The sequence below is a fragment of the Chitinophaga hostae genome, from assembly GCF_018224885.1.
Classification (GTDB): domain Bacteria; phylum Bacteroidota; class Bacteroidia; order Chitinophagales; family Chitinophagaceae; genus Chitinophaga; species Chitinophaga hostae.
On record NZ_JAGTXB010000013.1, the window covers coordinates 91,119 to 108,362 of the forward strand.

General features: G+C 49.2%; 6 protein-coding genes. All 6 read right to left on the reverse strand.

Annotation, left to right across the window (positions count from 1 at the left end; genetic code table 11):
- Positions 1-29: 29 nt before the first annotated feature.
- The 6 genes from KE626_RS23250 to KE626_RS23275 are packed head-to-tail and all read right to left on the reverse strand — an operon-like array spanning position 30 to position 17,240.
- Positions 30-4,139 carry a PKD domain-containing protein gene (locus KE626_RS23250; protein ID WP_211975397.1) on the reverse strand — a complete coding sequence of 1,370 codons (4,110 nt, stop codon included), beginning with the start codon at positions 4,137-4,139 and terminating at the stop codon, positions 30-32.
- A gap of 27 nt (positions 4,140-4,166) precedes the next feature.
- A complete protein-coding gene (locus KE626_RS23255; protein WP_211975398.1) occupies positions 4,167-4,517 on the reverse strand; it encodes a T9SS type A sorting domain-containing protein in 351 nt (116 codons plus the stop codon).
- Between the two features lie 9 nt (positions 4,518-4,526).
- Positions 4,527-13,451, reverse strand: coding sequence for a T9SS type B sorting domain-containing protein (locus KE626_RS23260; protein WP_211975399.1), 8,925 nt, complete (start codon positions 13,449-13,451; stop codon positions 4,527-4,529).
- Positions 13,452-13,482: 31 nt separating this feature from the next.
- A complete protein-coding gene (locus KE626_RS23265) occupies positions 13,483-14,784 on the reverse strand; it encodes a DUF4302 domain-containing protein (protein WP_211975400.1) in 1,302 nt (433 codons plus the stop codon).
- A gap of 33 nt (positions 14,785-14,817) precedes the next feature.
- Positions 14,818-15,717: a zinc-binding metallopeptidase gene (locus tag KE626_RS23270; protein WP_211975401.1), complete on the reverse strand. Its 900-nt coding sequence runs from the start codon at positions 15,715-15,717 to the stop codon at positions 14,818-14,820.
- Positions 15,718-15,752: 35 nt separating this feature from the next.
- On the reverse strand, positions 15,753-17,240 hold the full coding sequence (locus tag KE626_RS23275; protein WP_211975402.1) for a RagB/SusD family nutrient uptake outer membrane protein: 1,488 nt from the start codon (positions 17,238-17,240) through the stop codon (positions 15,753-15,755).
- Positions 17,241-17,244: the final 4 nt, after the last annotated feature.

Here is a 17,244-nt window from a genome sequence, read left to right on the forward strand (position 1 = left end):
ACAATATAATTTGATGTGAATGATTTACTTTACCTGATAATTGTTACATAACCTGTTATAGGCGCCATGCCTGCCCTGAGCCGGATTACATAGTAGTACGTGGCCATTGGGAGTACATTGCCTTTGAACCGGCCATCCCACGGTACGTTGTAACCGGTAGAGCGATAAATTCTTTCTCCATACCTGTTGAATACTTCCACGGTACTTTCTGCATAATCAGCCAGGTTGGTGATGATCCAGGTATCGTTGATATTATCGCCGTTAGGTGAAAAGGCAGTGGGGGGCGCTACCGGTTTCAGCACTTTCACCGTCATGCCGTCGCGCGCCATACAACCGTGTTTGCCAATAGCCGTCAGCGTATAGGCGGCATCGTGCATAGCGGGGATTACGGGCGACAACAAAGTAGGATCGGGGAAATCTGCCGCCGGGGCCCAGGCAAATTGCAGGTTTACAGAATCGTTGGCTACGGGTTTAAAGCTAATGACGGTACCCTGTGGCACCACAAAAGACGGTCCCGCATCGATTACCGGTTGCAGGTAAACAATAACGGTGCTGCTGTATGCAGAAGATCCGCAGCCCGATTGGTTGGCTACCTGGAGTTGTACGCTGTATTCACCTGGCGCCGTATATTTTTTCACCGGGTTTTGTTCGGTGGAAACGGTTCCGTCGCCAAAGCTCCATTGCCATTTGTTGATGCTGCCGGTAGCATCTGTGCTCTGATCTGAGAATACATTGTCGGTGCCCTGGCAAAGCGTATCCGGTGTTACCTTAAACGAAGCAGTGGGCTGTCCGAAGAAGGCACTCAGCGTTTTGGCAGCAGAATCTTTACAACCATATGCGCTGGTGGCCACAAGTTTTACATCAAATGGTCCAAAGGCCTTGTATTGCCAGGTTGGATCTTTTGCGGCAGAGCCGGCGCCGCCATCACCAAAATTCCATTGATAGGCGAGGCTTGTTTTATCTTTCACAGTGGTGAGGTTGGCAAAAGCAGCGTTACCATCCGGCATACAAACTTTAGCAGGAAGGCTGAAATCAGCTACCGGTAAAGGATGTATCGCTATCATCGCTTTGGCGGTATCGCTGGTACAATTATGATCACTTACTGCTACCAGTTTTACGAGGTAGTTGCTGTCTTTCTGATAAGTGATGGTAAAAGGATTGTTATTGGTGTTGTTTTTCTGTGTGCCGTCTGCCAGGTCCCATTTCCAGTTGGCAATGCTGCCGGACGGGATCGTAGAGTGATCGGTGAACACCGTATTTTGTCCCAGGCAAAGATCTGCGGCTGCTGTGAAAGCTGCTGCAGGTTTGGGATACACTACCATCGTAGTGGAAATGGAATCGCTGCAACCGCTATCGGTATTAAATACGTACCAGATAGTATGTGTGCCTGCCCCGGCGCTTGCCGGTGTGAAGTTGCCGCTTGAATCCGTGGCAGGACCGCGATAGTAGCCTTTCCCGGTTACCCCGTTTTGTATGGCAGCTTTACCGATGGCGACAGTTCCCGGCGTATTTACACAAACTCCTGTCAGTGCAGCATATGCCAGCTGTGGTTTTAGTTTAAAAGTAGCCGTTACCGTAGTATCTTTCGTACAGCCTTTATCGGTAGTAACACTGTATTTAATAGCATAAGTACCAAACTTCGTATAGGCGTGTGTGGGATCTTTCACCGCGGCAGTATTTGGATTTGTGCCTGTAGCATTGGGATCACCAAAATTCCAGGCATGTGCGGTCAATGTTTGCGCATCCGGTACGGTGGCGCCGCTGGTAAATTGTACCAAACCTCCTACCGGTAAGCAATCGCCGGGATAGCTAAACAAGGGGGTAGGCTTAGCATATACGGTGACTGTTTTGGATACCGTATCACTCACACACAGCTCGCTTACTTTTACCACATGTTTGATGGTGTAAGTATTATGATCTTTGTAGGTGATCGTTTGTGCGGCGCCGGTAGTGGCAGTTAGCACCGAGTCGTTGCCAAAATTCCAGTACCATGATTTCAGCGGTGCGGTACCGCCATATGTGGATGCATCGGTAATTTTCAGCACGCCTGCTTCGCAGAGTGTGGCGGCATCCGTGGAGAATATTGCTACGGGCTTAGCCACAGTAGCTACCTGGAAAGCAGTATCTCCCACACAACCATCCCTTGATATAACGGTCAGCTTAACTGCGGTGGCGCCTACCGGGAATACTTTACCAACGCGTATGCCGCTGTCTTTTACCGCCCCCGGGAATTCCCAGTTCCAGCGGTCAATCAAAGGAGTTTTCAGGCTGGTATCTCCCTTAAAATACACCGTGTCCAGCGTACACCCGGTATGCGCATAGGTCATTACAGCACGGGGCTTGCCTTTCACCTGGATGGTAAAGCCTACTTTTTCCGTGTTGTTACAATTTTCTATGCTGGGATGTGTTGACATCACCGGGATATCATATTCACCGATGGTGCTGAACTGGTAAGTGCCGGGTAAGGAATATTTATAGTAGGTAATACCATTGACCAGCACTGTGCCGGTATTGACCGGGGCATTCACCGTTACATCGGTGTTGGGTGTAATAGCGGTGCCGAGGGCGCTGAGCTTCCATACCATTTTGGTGGGCTTGTAAGCCATTAAAATGGATAGCTCCACCGGCGTATTGGTACAGGTAAAATCATTGGATGTTTTGGAGGTATCATAACTGTTATGAATAGATCCTATTGCGTTGAGGTTATTGATCAGCGTGCCGGCATTGTAACCATAGCTTTCCACACTACCCAGGCCATATGTTACCGCAGTAAAGGCGGAGTCGCTGCTCACAATACATTGTGCCGGTGCGGCGGCCCATCTTTTTATCACCACCGTATACCCGTTCAGGTTAGGGTGCGGATAGGCAAAATCATACAGGGGGCTGCCATCAATACGTAACGACGTAAGACCCGCTGTAGGAATGATCATGGTGAGATAGTTGGTTTCTATAAACTCCCGGTCGTTCCGGTAAAAACCAATGCGTTTAATAGCCTGTTCTACCGGGCTTACATAGATCATTTCCGGATCACCGAGTCCGCCGTTATTACCACAGGCGCCGGAGGAGGACATGAACTGTGCTACCAGTACAGGTTTGTTAGACTCAATATAATCGGCAGTGTTGCTTACAAACTCGTAATACGAATTGGCGATCAGGCCGGTAAGGGTAACACCATTTCTCTTTACGACAGTAGTCGGATCTTTTACTGCGACCTTATAAATGTTATACTGCAGCGTGGATGGTATATCGTCTTCCGAAGTGGGCGCTGTCAGGTAGCGTTTACCCCATGCCTGGAAAGGAAAGATCTGTTGGATATTATTATCGCCGCTGCTGCTGCTGTTGTTACAGGTGATAGCGGTGCGGCTGCTGCCGGAAAATACCGCTACGGGATAGCATTGTCCCAAAGGGTTACCGATGGACTTGATAGTGGTACCGGTTAGCTGCCGGCCCTCACCGCCGCCAAGAGAGGCGCCTACCAGCTGGTAAATATCGCCGCGGTTCAATGTAACGGTGAAGGGGACCCCGGCGGGGCGGCCATTACGGGTGAGCACAGCTGGTGTTATTTCCACCAGGGTATTATTCTGATTAGCGATCACAAACATCCAGGAGAAACAGTCATCTGCATAGTTCTGCATGCTGTTCACCGAGATATAAGAGTAGCCCCAGGTTTCTTCCGGCATTAACATGGTAGCGCCTGAAGAGGCGCTGCCATAGATATGCGCATAGGCTACGATGGGCACATTACTTTGTATGTGAATAGACTTACCGGTAAAGATTCCCTCTCCGCCGGTGCCGCCAAAAGAAGGCGGAAGGGAATAGAGCCTGGCATCAATAGCGCCCGATTTCGGAATCAGGTCTGATGCAATCACCGTATTGGCCGGAATATTATAGGTACGTGTCCAGCTGGTACCGGTGATACTAACCGTAACGGTAGCCGGCTGTTCAGCACTGAGATACAGGATCATTTCCTGGCTGTTGCTTTGCCCCATTTCCATGAACTGATGGTGTCCGTAGCCCACCCAGAAGTCTTTTCCTTTATTGGAAAGATTCTGGGCGTATGCAACAGTGGCTACGAACTGAAACAGGCTCAGGGATATGGCAAGCAAAAGTGCTTTGTGATATATTAGCTTGGTTGACATCTGCTTCAATTTTTCATCTTGAAATGATTATTGTTTGATGATCATCTTCGACGTCCTGGTTCCATCTTCAAAAATGGTTTTCAGCATATATGCTCCACTCATGATATCCTGCACATACAGCTGGTTACGTTTGCCCGTTGTCGTTACCTTTTTAACGGCTTTGCCGTCCATGGTGTAGAGTATCAGTTGCTGAACGGGTTTGCGTGATTGTATATTCAGGGCTGCTATTACCGGGTTTGGATATACAAGCACTGATCTGTTGTTGGCAGCGATACTGTCCATTCCCTGCGGAGGCAGGATGGTTGCATTGGCACGAGGCCAATGCAACATCATACATCCTGTGGCAAACAACAGTTTTGCTATAGTGATTTTTTTCATATAACTGTTTTAGCGGATCAGGTTAATGACTCCTTTCTTTTCTGTTTTGCTGCCATCCGTGAGGGTAAGGTGACATACATAGATGTACACGCCGGAAGGCAATGCTTTTCCTTTGTATTGTCCATCCCATCCTGTTGTTTGGTTATTGGATTCAAATACTTTTTCACCCCACTGGTCAAAAATGGTCATGTGCATTTGTTTGATGATATAGCCATATACCAGCAGCACATCATTTTTGCCATCATTGTTGGGCGTAAACGTATTTGGAATGTAAATGCCGTCCGGTAAGGTTTTGCCTTCTGCAGGCAGTGATTCCTTGTCTTCGCAACCTTTGGCCCGAACGATCAGCTTAACTGTCTGCACCGGTTGTAAACCACCGATAATATGTACCAGCCCTTCTCTGCCCGATGAAGGCAGGGTCCAGGTGGTGCCGCCATCAACAGATACTTCATAACCGGTGGCGTTGGCGATGGCCTTCCATTTAAACCGGATCATATTCACCCCGGTACTGTCTACTGTAACTACCGGTGTAGCGAGAACAGGCAGCACATGCACAATGGCTTTGGCGCGGGCCGCTCCGGGACATCCGTGGGTGAGTGTTTCGAGATAGTAGATACCGTCGGTTGAAACGTTATTGATCGTATAGTCGTTGCCGGTATGCAGGAGGTTACCTGCAGCCGGTGCGTCGTACCAGTTATACAACACGCCCGGTTCCGGATTTTTAGCCGACAGGGTTACATTAGTGCCACTGCATACCGTCATGGAGTCTTTTACGATCTGCGCAATAGCAGGCGCGTATACTTCCACTTCTTTGGTGGTGTCGCCTACGCAACCTTCAGCGGCTACAATACTTAATTTTACCTGTTTCACGCCGGGGTATCTGTAGTATTTCAGGGTGTCTTTTGCGCTACCCAGGGTAGAGTCGCCGAAGTTCCATTTCCAGCTGCTGATCGCTACGCCGTTGCTGGTAGCTGCGGTTCCTTTGAACAGGGCGCCGTCGTTTAAACAACCGGTGTAATCAACACTGAAGTTTACTACCGGTGCGGGGATCACTTTTATCTGCAGAATACTTTCGAAGCTGTTGCTGCAGCTTTCAATGTCCGGATGTGAAATCAGGATAGGCACATCATACAAGCCGGGTTTGCTGAAGACGTAGTCAGCAGGTACGGTAAAGCGATAGTATTTACGTTCATTGCTGATCATGGAATCTACCGGTACCGGGTTGTTTTGTACGATGTCTGTTTTAGGCGCCAGGCTGGCTACCTGGCTGAATTTCCAGGTGATGCTGGTTGGTTTCACCGGTATCAGCATGGAGAAGCGGAATGGTGTTTTGGCGCAGGTGTAGGTATTGTTCTGACCACTGTTGTTCATCACGTTGTTGAATGATGGCAGGATGTTCAGATTTTTTACCAGGGTACCGGCGTTGTAGCCATAGCTTTCCACACTGCCAAGACCATAAGTGATGGCGGTAAAGGCAGAGTCGCTGGTAACAGTACATTGTGCCGGTGCGGCGGGCCAGCGTTTCACTACTACCGTATAGCCGCTGGCATTAGGATGCGGATAGGTATGGTCAAACGTGGCGCTGCCATCGATCAGCAGGGAAGATATTCCTCCCGTTGGTATAATGAGGGTCAGGTAGTTGACGGTGATCGCTTCCTGTGTATTGCGGTACAGCCCCACTTTTTTGATACCCTGTTCTACCGGGCTCAGATAAATCATTTCCGGATCGCCGTTGCCATTGGTATTGGCGCAGCTTCCGCTGGACGACATATACTGGGCCACCATGATGGGCTGGTTGGCTTCAATGTTGCTGGCCGTATTGCTTTCAAACTGGTAGAACCGGTTATTGATCAATCCGGTTAATGCGGTGCCATTTACTTTTACCGCGGTAGCAGGATCTTTCACCAGTACGCGGTAGATATTGGTCATAAAGGAAGCGGCGCCGCTACTGTTGGAGGTAGGCGCTGTAAGGTATTTTTTACCCCAGGCCTGTGACGGGAAGTTTTGCTGGATCAGGTTATCGCCTGAACCACCTGCTGCCCCGCCGCAACCAATGCCGGTACGGCTGCTGCCGGAGAATACCGCCATCGGATAGCATTTGCCGTCTTCATTGATCACAGACCTTACACGGCTGCCCGTGAGATCGTATCCTTCGGAGCCGCCACCCGGCATCATCGCACCGAGTACCTGGTACACTTCTCCCTTATTCAGTGTAACCGTGAACGTTGTATTGGCTGGTTTGCCGGCCAACGTTGGTACGGAAGGCGTAATTTCTACTTTGGTATTATCGTAGTCTGCTATCACATAGAACCAGGAATAGGTATCGGTACCGTAATTCTGCCTGGACGACATCGTGGCATATTCGTAACCGTAAGTACCTACGGGCAACAGCATGGTGGCGCCGGAAGAAGCGCTGCCATAGATATGTGCATAGGCTACAATGGGGACATCACTTTCTATACTGATGCCTTTATCAGACAAACCCTCTTCAATAAGACGGGCATCATTTAAACCATTCTTTGGTATAATTTCCGTAGTGATGGTTTTGTTGGATGGAATATGGTATACGCGTTCCCAGCTGGTACCATTGATACGTACAGTAACATTGGCAGAATCCTGTGCATTGAGATACAATACCATGTTCTGGGAATTATCGCCGGTGAAGAACTGGTGATGGCCATAGCCTACCCAGAACCTTGTACCCCGGTTGGAGCTGTCGGCCGGTTGCAGTAACTGCGTGTTTGTAACGCCGCCGTTCAACCCGGTGAATTTATCCAGGAAATGCAGCGAGCTGTCCCTGATCACATTCGGGATATCGTATACATGGCTTAGCGAATCTACGATCCAGGTATTGGTATTGTCGGTACGGCCCATCCTGATGTCTTTCTGACGTTTGATAAAGCCTTGCCATGGATCGAGATAGAACTGATCGATATTAAAGTTGTATTGTCCGTTGGCCGGTGTTACGTCCACATCGGTATAGAAATACATATGTGCGGTACCGTTAGCCAGGTTCGGAGGCTTAATACCGGAGTAACGTCTTACTGCAATATTGGTAGGGATAGCAGTACCCGGGTTCCAGGTGATTTTTGTTACGGTATCTGTACCAAACATAAATGTTTGTGTAACGCCAGGCGCCGCAGCGGCGGGGAAGGCAGGTAACACAGGTGGCACCGCTGTTGGCAGGAATTCATATGCGCCCATATCGGGTACGCCATCGGTCAGTTTAACCGGTCTGGCGGCGCCGTTGATATCTTTATCGTTACCTTCTATCTGCACACCACGGCCATGGATAGCCCATACTTCAGGGTTGGCGATAGCGGGTTGCAGCGTGGTATCATTGACAAACGCAGGTTTGTAAACAATAGAATTGATATCGAGGGTATCTGCGCTGATATAGTCATGCAGGGTAGCATAGGCGCCTGCCGGTGTGGCCTGTTTTACCAGTATGGTGCCCTTGGTATACAGCGTGTTGTAATCGCTCTTCAGGTAGAGCGGGTTGGCCACATACATAGCCACGCCACTGGTATCCGATGCGAAGATGTTGTTTTTGATCTTTACATTACCATAGTAGGTACTGGTATGCCTGAAGTAGGCGGCGTAGTTGTCGCCCGTAGTAACAGCGGAGCTCAGCACGGAGTTGTTATAGTAATTGAGATTGGAGCTGCTTTCGCTGTAAATACCATAGGCATTGGTGCCACTTGATTTCAGACTGATCACATTATTGGAAATAGTGGCAGCTTCGGTCTGATAAACTTCCAGTCCGCGTACATCACCGGTGATATTTCCTCTTGCAGTAATGCGGTTACCGGTAACCAGGCCTTTTATACCTGCGTTGGCTTCTGCACTGTTCAGATAAATACCATGGATATCATCGGCGGTATTGCTCATGCTGATTTTATTGCCGGAAATAATATAGCCGTTGGTGTTATCTGTATGAATACCATAAGCGTCGGAGGCAAGGTTACCGCTCATGTTCACCTGGTTGCGCTGAATGATCAGGCTGTCGGTGTATTCGACATAGACGCCGTTTACATACGATTGATCCAGTTTATTACTGTCGAGTACCAGGCCGGGTGTAATGTAACTGTAGGAGGCTGACCAGTAAATACCGTTGGCGCCGTTGGTGATCGTATTGCCACTGATCACGTTGCCGGTACCGGTGCATTCGTCTCCGTATATACCGCTCACCGCGGTGCTGGTGCTGGTGGTAGCCGGCAACGGAATGATACAGGCGGCAATGCTGTCATAAGAAGAGGTGTTGGTATATACCACGCCTCTTGCATTAGCGGTACCTGCCGGTTTAATGGTAATAGCTTTCCAGGTAACGTAATCTACACTGTCCAGCTTCAGTACATAGTTTAATGCACTGGTGCCGGTGTAGGTGAGTGTTACGGCAGCGGCATTGTATGTTTCGCTGCTGAAGGTAACCCTGTTTACCGCTGATGCACCGGGAATATGGTGCATGGTAATTTGTTCGGTGTAGGTACCTGTTTTTGCCAGGAAGGTAACGGGACCGGCTATACCGCATTCCAGTTTGGAAACAGCGCTGCTGAATGACTGGAAGTTGGTGGTGCTGGTAGGCAATGCCGGGTTAATGGTATAAACACCTGCCAGCAACGGTGGATTCAGGTTAGCCTTTACCGTAGTAGAATAGGCCGTGTCGGTACCTCCGCACACGATCCGGCAGCGGTAATAGTTTTCAATACCAATGGTAGTATTAAATACGCTCACGTACAGTGTATCGCTGGCGTTTACCCATGGACCGGAAGCAGCAACCGAACGTTGCCACTGATAGGTTTGGGTACCACCGGTGCTGTTGCCTGTGAGGTCGAGCTTAATACTGGTGCCCATACATACCGGTGTAAGCGGGAATACACTGGATGTACCAGGTACTACAGGCTTGCTACAGTTGGGTATGCTCACTTCGTAAGCTCCCATATCCGGCCTGGTGGCGCTTCTGTTTGCACCGAGTATGTCTGTGGTAATGCCCACCGCTTTGCCCGTGTTATCAAGGGGAGATATTACCGGGGCATAGTTGCCGGCAACCGGGTCGGCAAATACGGGCGGAACAGCGAGTGAATTGCTGTCCAGTTTGGTACCGGCAGTCCATGCCGCCAGGGTTGCATAGTCAGCACCGGTTTCGCCGGTGTAAGCGGTATTGAAATCACTTTTTACAAAGATGTCATTGTAATTGGAAGTCATTACAGTACCGTTGCTAATGCTCAAACCTGTTCTGTTGCCCTGCCCTGACCTGCTCACATCGAGGATGTTATCATAGAACTGTATCCCTGTGGCAGTACCTGACTGGTAGAAGCCGGTGCTGTTGTTGGAAGAAGGATTATTACCATTGTTCAGCACAATAGTATTGTGATAGTAGTAGATATAATCGGCGCTGTAATTGGAGAAGCCATACTGTGTGCCATCCCCGCTGATATCGTATACCAGGTTGTTGAAAACCTTAGCAGGATTGGAGGAGGTGGCATCTGCATAGGAAAACTCAATTCCATATACCGTGGAAGTACTGGCAGGTGCACCGCCCAGCATATTATGGATGCGGTTATTACTCACAACTATATCTGCGGCCTTGTTTTCCACACCGATACCATATATGGAATAGCTGTCGCTGTTGCGGCCAGGCCTGGAGATATCGTTATGATCTACCAGTGTATTAGTAGCATAACTCAGGGAGATACCGGTTTCGTAAAACTCTGTAATGGTATTGTTACTGATGCTGTTGCGCGTAGCTGGGGCTGCGGTTTCTGCATAGATCGTGATACCATAATACCCGCCGGTAATTTTATTTTTTGAGAAGATGTTACCGTCGCAACCGTTATTGGTACCGCTGGTAGGACTGGTTTCACTGCCATTCACTACGATACCGGCATATTCGTTGTAGGTAGCGGTGGCATCTGTCAGGATATTACAGCGGGTAACTTTGTTGCTGTCGGCATTGTTCAGCAGTTGTACGCCATAGCCATAATCACCGCCGGTAGCATCTATAGTAAGACTGTCAAAAGTAATATGATCGGCGCCCCGCAGTTTGATCACCGCTCTTTCATTATCATCGGCAGGCGCAAATTTTATCGTATTACCGTTACCGTTAAAGGTAATGGTATTGACAGCGGACGTGCCTGCGATAGAATCCAGCACCAGCTGTTCCAGGTACGGACCGGAAGCAGGTGTTACATTAATCACAATGGGTCCTTGTATACCGCATTCCATCGCCGCTTTAGCTGCATTGAAGCTGATAAAGTTGGTAGCGCTGGCAGGAACATTTTTATTGATGGTGTAGGTTCCTGCGGGGAATGCCTGGTTTACGGTGAGCAGTATGGGTTGCGAGTAAGCGGTATTGCCACTGCAGGTAACGGCTACACGATACCAGGAGGTGATCACTGCCGTGATCACGGTATCGGGATTGCTGAGCACACTTCCAACCGGCGTGTAGGGGCCGGCAGCAGCAGCTCTCTGCCATTGGTAGGTTTGTCCCAGTCCAATGGAGTTGTCCGTCAACGTTAAAGCTACTTTCCTGTTTACACAAATCACCGAAGGACTTACCTGTGCATTACCGCCCAATGGTGGCGTAACACAGGGGCCCGGCGTGAATTCATATGCCCCGATATCCGGTGTGCTGGTGCTCCTGACAGCATTGTTAATATCGACGGTGATATTTACCGGTGTTCCTTTATTATCGATAGAGGCGTTGGCCGGTTTATAGTTGCCGCTGCCGGCAGATACGAACAAGGGATTAGAGCTAACGGAGTTGCTGTCCTGCTTAGATGCTGTTTGCCAGTCGAGCAAACTGGCGTTGTTGGCGCCATAATACCCGGTGTTATTGGTACCTCCGCTAGCCGCCAGGTAGTAATCGTTCCTGTTGGCATGAATGGTACCATTGGTAGCACCGAAGTAAATGCAGTATTTATTGCCGCCGCCGGTGCGTGTTACCGAGATCAGGTTGTTTACAAATTCAACGCCGTCTGCTTTGGAGGTCTGGTAAAACCCGCGGGTGGTGTAGGTAGCAGAGGTAGTGGATGCACCGTCCAGCGCAATGGTATTATGATAGTACCATACATTGTCTGAACCGGAGTTATAGATACCATATACATCTCCCTTACCCGTAAAGTTATGCAGCAGGTTATTACTCACCACATTTTCCAGCTGCGACAGTGCGTCGGTGCTGGAAAAATAGATACCATAAGCCGTGCTGGTGCTGTTGGGGGCGCCGCCGAAAGGATTGCGGATAATGTTGCGGGTGATGTTTGCTTTTGTGCTGAGATCTGTAAAATAGATACCGTAGAATGAAGTGACATTGCTGCGGGTAGCTCTGCTGATAGTATTGTTTTCGATCAGGGTGTTAAATGAGCCGGTCACATAGATACCATAGCTGTAAAAGTTACTGATCTTGTTATTGATGATTTTATTATTTCCGTTGGCGAAGGTATTGCTGCCTGTCAGGACAACACCATAGTATCCGCCATTGATATTGTTATCTGCGAAGGTGTTGAAATCACATTTTGCTTCGCCGGTAGAAGTAGCAGAAGTAGAGTTGCTGATAACGATACCTGCATTGCTGCTGGACGAAGAGGTAGTATCCAGTAAAAAGGTACAGTTGCGGATAGCATTATAATCTGCGTCGTTGGTCAGATGCACTCCCCATCCATTATTGGTGCCGGTGGGTTTGATCACGAGATTATTGAAAGTGAAATAATCGGCATCAGAGAGTTTGATCACCGCAGGTGATGCAGCGGTGCCGCCGTAAGTGAGCGTATCCCCGTTACCGTTAAAAGTAATGGTATTGGTGGCAGAGGCGCCGGGAACAGGGCTGATCAGCAGCTGTTCGTTATAGGCGCTGCTGCCTGCTGCTACGTTGAATATAACAGGACCATTGATACCGCATTTGATCCAGTTATAGGCATCGTTAAAAGAAGCGAAGTTGGTGCCGCCTGTAGGCAATGCTTTGTTGATGGTAAACGTACCGGATATTGCCAACGGCGAGTTGACTGCTACGCTGTTGGAAGTAGCGGTGGCATTGGAGGCAACACAGGTTACCCTGCAACGATAGTAGGTGGTAGCCGCTTGCTTGGTTTCCAGCCTGTTGGTGGTATCGTTGGGAATATCTGTCCAGGTAGTATTATTGGAAGATGATTGCCATTGATAATGTATCCCGGATGCGATCGTGGTACCGGATAGTGTAACAGTAACCTGGCCATTCATACAAACGGTGGCGGGACTGGCGGTGGCAGTGCCGGCAGTAGGTGTGCCGGTACACGCAACAGCAGGCGTCCAGGAGAATTTTATATCCGGACGGGTGGTCATGCTACCTGTATTACTGGTACTGGTGGTACCGCATAAATAGTTGAGTCCATCGGTTCTGTAGGTATGGGAGCCGTTAAAGGAAAGACCTGTTGTAAAAGGTATTTCAGGGTTATGGGTATACGTAGTGCGCGCATCTGAATCAGGGGCGCCGTTACATATTTCCACCACGATATTGTCAGTTCCGTTCCAGAAGAAATTGGAAGCAAATGTCAGGATATTGATACCTGTTTTAGGCAGGTAATCTACAGGGCCGTACACCTGGTTGCTGACGGTAATCCAGCTGGTGCCGCTTAATGTAGTATCGGAGGTGACGCCGATTTTAATCGTGTATTGCTCAATGGTATCGGTAGCATTGAGATTAAGCACATTAAATTTCAGGCCGCTGATCACACCGGGCGCCATGCCTGCTTTATGGAGTTCGGCCGCACGGTAGAGAAACTGGGCGCGGCTGCCTTCGTAGTAATCCTGCATAGGGCAGGGATATCCCAGGTCTGTATTTCCTGAAGTGCTGTTGCCAATACTGATATCTGTTTGGGCCGATAACCTGGCTACCAGCATCAGCAGTACTCCTATAAGTAATGTTGTTTTATATAGATAACGAACAGTACAATTTCTCATATGAGGCTGTTTTTGGATTTTGTTGTTGCGGTTAGAAAGTCTGCCAGCTGATCCACGATTTGCCATCTTTTGCGTTGACCATATCATAGGTGGACGCGCTGGTTTGTACCAGGTAGTAGCCCTGCGGTTCGGCCATCCGTGTTCTTGTTTTTTGCACGGCGGTAACGTAGTTGGCGGGATCTCCATAAAAACCATCGTCGTTGAAAACAATCCGTCCATCGTTGGTGAAAGAGGGTGCGCTGTAACCCGGACCAAACTCTATACTGTTCTGCCCATTGTCCTGCCTGATTACAAACCCGAGGAGATCCAGTGAAGTGCCGGGGCCATTTATTTGCGGGTAATAGGTGAGAAATGCATAGTTCGGCAACGCGGTAATATGATAAGCATCGTCTTCGCCATCTGCATGGAAGCCGCTAACGGTTACCCAGTACTTTTCATTCTGTAATGCGTATCGGTACCAGCGTTTAGCCGCCGAAGGGTCAATCACCAGCGGGGTAGCCGTATTGGTGATGGTGGCCGGCTTACCGTTAACAGTAAAGGTGATGGCCCCATTTTCCCACTTCACCTGGTCAAAGCTGCTGATGACGGTATTATTAACCTTGAATGCAGGCATCAATGTGATACCGGCAGGCGTATAGGTGTAACCGGTAGTTACCTGTTGCGGTTTCCCGTCGGCAATCCAGCTAAAGGTGATCCGGTGCAGGTATTGATCGATGCTTACATCATAGTCGCCGGAGTTGACAGACAGCCGGTGAAAGTAGGTGAGCAATGCGCCGATACTGTCTATAGACCGGTTGATTTTATGCTGCAGGTAGTTGGCCTGGTCCTGTTGCGTAGCTTTTATCAGCACTGCTTTGCTGCGGTTGAAGCGGCCGGTGAGCCAAACGGAATCGCCCTGGGCGCCGTTGATGGCAAACTCAAAGTCGGAACCGAGCCCATTGCCGTATGTGCCACCGTTATGACTGGCATCCGGATCGCAGAGTACATGCAGATAAGAGTAGGTATCGAACAACAGGCAGGGCTGCTGTAATGCTTTCAATCGCCAGCTGCTCTCACGTACGTTATCGGTACTGGTGGCATCGAAGTCGGAAAACATCTGTACCCGGTTGGCATCAGAGAAAACAAAATAGAAGCTGTATACGCTTCCGGGAACGCCTGCCGGATATACCAGCGCCTTCCAGCCATAGGGGGCGCTGGTAAGCACCCGCTGGTAGTGTGACAACGTATCGTTGATGCGATCATCCGGGGATTTATCGAACACGGGATCTGTTTCCTTTTTACAGGAGCTGATACCGGCCAGGATGAATAATAAAAAGATCAGGTTATTTCTCATACTATTATTTTTACGCTTGCGGCGCGTTGCTTTTTAATAGAGTAACTGGTTGATTTCTCTTCTTGTGCGTGTTTGAAGGCTATAGAAGTCGATATGCCATACAATAGAGAAGTAGCTCACTACGAGCGCTTCTTTTTGTCGCAGCCGTGATTGTGCTTCTGCTTTTGACACGCCGTTGATGCTGGTGCCGTTTGGAATACTATTGACAACGGCATCAAAACCAGCCTTTCCTTCTACCAGCATGGTGGAAATCATTTCCACAAAATCTTCATCAAAACTGGCCATGGAGTAGGGGGTAACAAAGCCATCGCGGCGGGCTTCCATATCAGAAATGTTGTTCCAGTTACCGGTATAGAAGCCGGCGCAAACGCGCTTAAAGGCAACGGGATACATCACCGTTTGGTGCAGGATATGCCCGAACTCATGTTCTATTACATGGAACATTTGTTTTACGTTGGCAGAATCAGAAGGCCGGTATCCTTCCATTGATTTGGTAAGGAAATCGTTGACGAGGTACAGCACTACCTTGCGGCCGCCTTCTGCTGTACCAAGCGTAATGGTGCCGTTTTCGTTCCAGCTGGCGCTGCCCGACAGTATGAAATATTTGGGGCAGTACTTTTTGAAGAAAACAGCGCCGGCTTCAGCGATATAGGTATTCATCCATACTTTCTGAATAGCCGACATGACCGGTATTATCTTTTCTTCTTTGGGTGGCACCAGTGTTTTGTTCAATTCAAATTCGAACTGGTCCCATTTGTATTTTACGGCAATATTAAAAGGCACGGTCAGGGTATCATGCAACCATTTATCCAATGGTGAGTTAACCCAGGTATCGCCGCCAAGGCCGGGAATATTTTCCACATTGCCCGGGTCATCTTTCTTGCTGCAGGCCAGCAGCAAGCACAGGGGGATGATGAGTAATAATGCTTTCATTTTGTTGATGTATTAATGTTGGTTGTATCGCTATGTTATCTCGGGTTTAATGCTATTCCTGAAGTGGTGGCAGCTGCCGGGATCTGGAACAGGCGGCGGTTGTCATCGGCCTTCAGTTCCAGTGTTTGTCCTTCCCTGGTAATGTGTATCACCGGCATTTTATATCGTTGCAGGTCAAACCAGCGCTGTCCTTCCTGCAGGTACTCGGCCCGCTTGAAATCCAGGATGGTGCGGATGGAGGCGCCCCTGGCGTCAGCGATGCCATAAAATTGCTGCATGGCCGACAGGGTGATGGTATGTTGCGCGGCGTTGTAATTCCTGATACGTTTGCTGGCGAACAGATTCAGATCTGCCAGTACAGCGCTGGTGTTGTTAAGCCAGGCATTGGCTTCGGCGCGGTTAAACAATACTTCTTCTGTTGTGAACAAGGGCGTCATCACATAGGGCTGCCCGATGGTGGCATTCACAGAATTTTTCACGAAGTATTCTGTTAGCTTCGGTACAAAATAATCCTGCGAGCCATAGTAGTATAATGGATACGACCATGCACCACCGGTTACATTGCGACCCAGTATCTGGGCTTCATGTACATAGTCGAGATCGTAGCGCATCCTGCCGCCGTTGCGGCCCCACAGGGAAGGCGCTTCTGCGATCAGGAGGTTGGCTTTTTCGCTGGCATTGGCGTAGAGATCAAAGATCTGCGCGGGCGACATGCTGGCATAGGTGCCGTTCCATTGACGCATGTTGTTGGCCACATCGTTATTGGAAAAGGTATGGTCAGCATAGGCTATTACTTTCGGATAATCTTTCTTAAAAAGATAAAAGCGGGTGGCAAAGGCGTAGGCGGCACTTTGATTAAAATGATAACGGGGAACGCTATACGCATCATCGCTGATAAGCGGTAAGCCGGATAGCAGATCCTTTTCCACCATGTCATATACGTAGGCAACTGTCTTACGTTCGTATTGCTTTATCACCACGGTTTCCGGTACGGTTACATAGGGAATGCCGGGATCATTGGCGGCGGTGGCGGCATCATAGCTTTTGGCAAAAATGTTTACGAGCATAAAATGCGCATAGGCTCTTGCCAGCAAGGCTTCACCCCGCTGATGTTTGTAGGCGGAGGGATCGGCCGCTTTTTCACAGGCTGTTAACGCCTGGTTGGCGGCGGCGATGGCGGTGTAACAGGCTTTCCAGTAAGCTTCAGGGGAATCTTCCTCAATCCACTGGATGTCATTAAACGCGTAGGCGTCCTGGTTAGGACGATAGTATATACCAACACCTTTATCGCCTACATTGTCTGACATGGCTTCACACATGGTGATGTAGCTGGCCTGCGGGTAGGCGGTTCCAAGGAGTTTGCTCACCTTGGCCGGTGTGCTGAGGTCCGTCCAGGTACTGTCAGGTACCTGTTCCAGGTACTTTTTGCATCCTCCGGCAAGCAGTGAGGTAATTGCCAATACGCCGATGATGACGGGTTTTATTTTTCGTTGAGTGGTAAACGTTATATAACAGGTTGACATATAT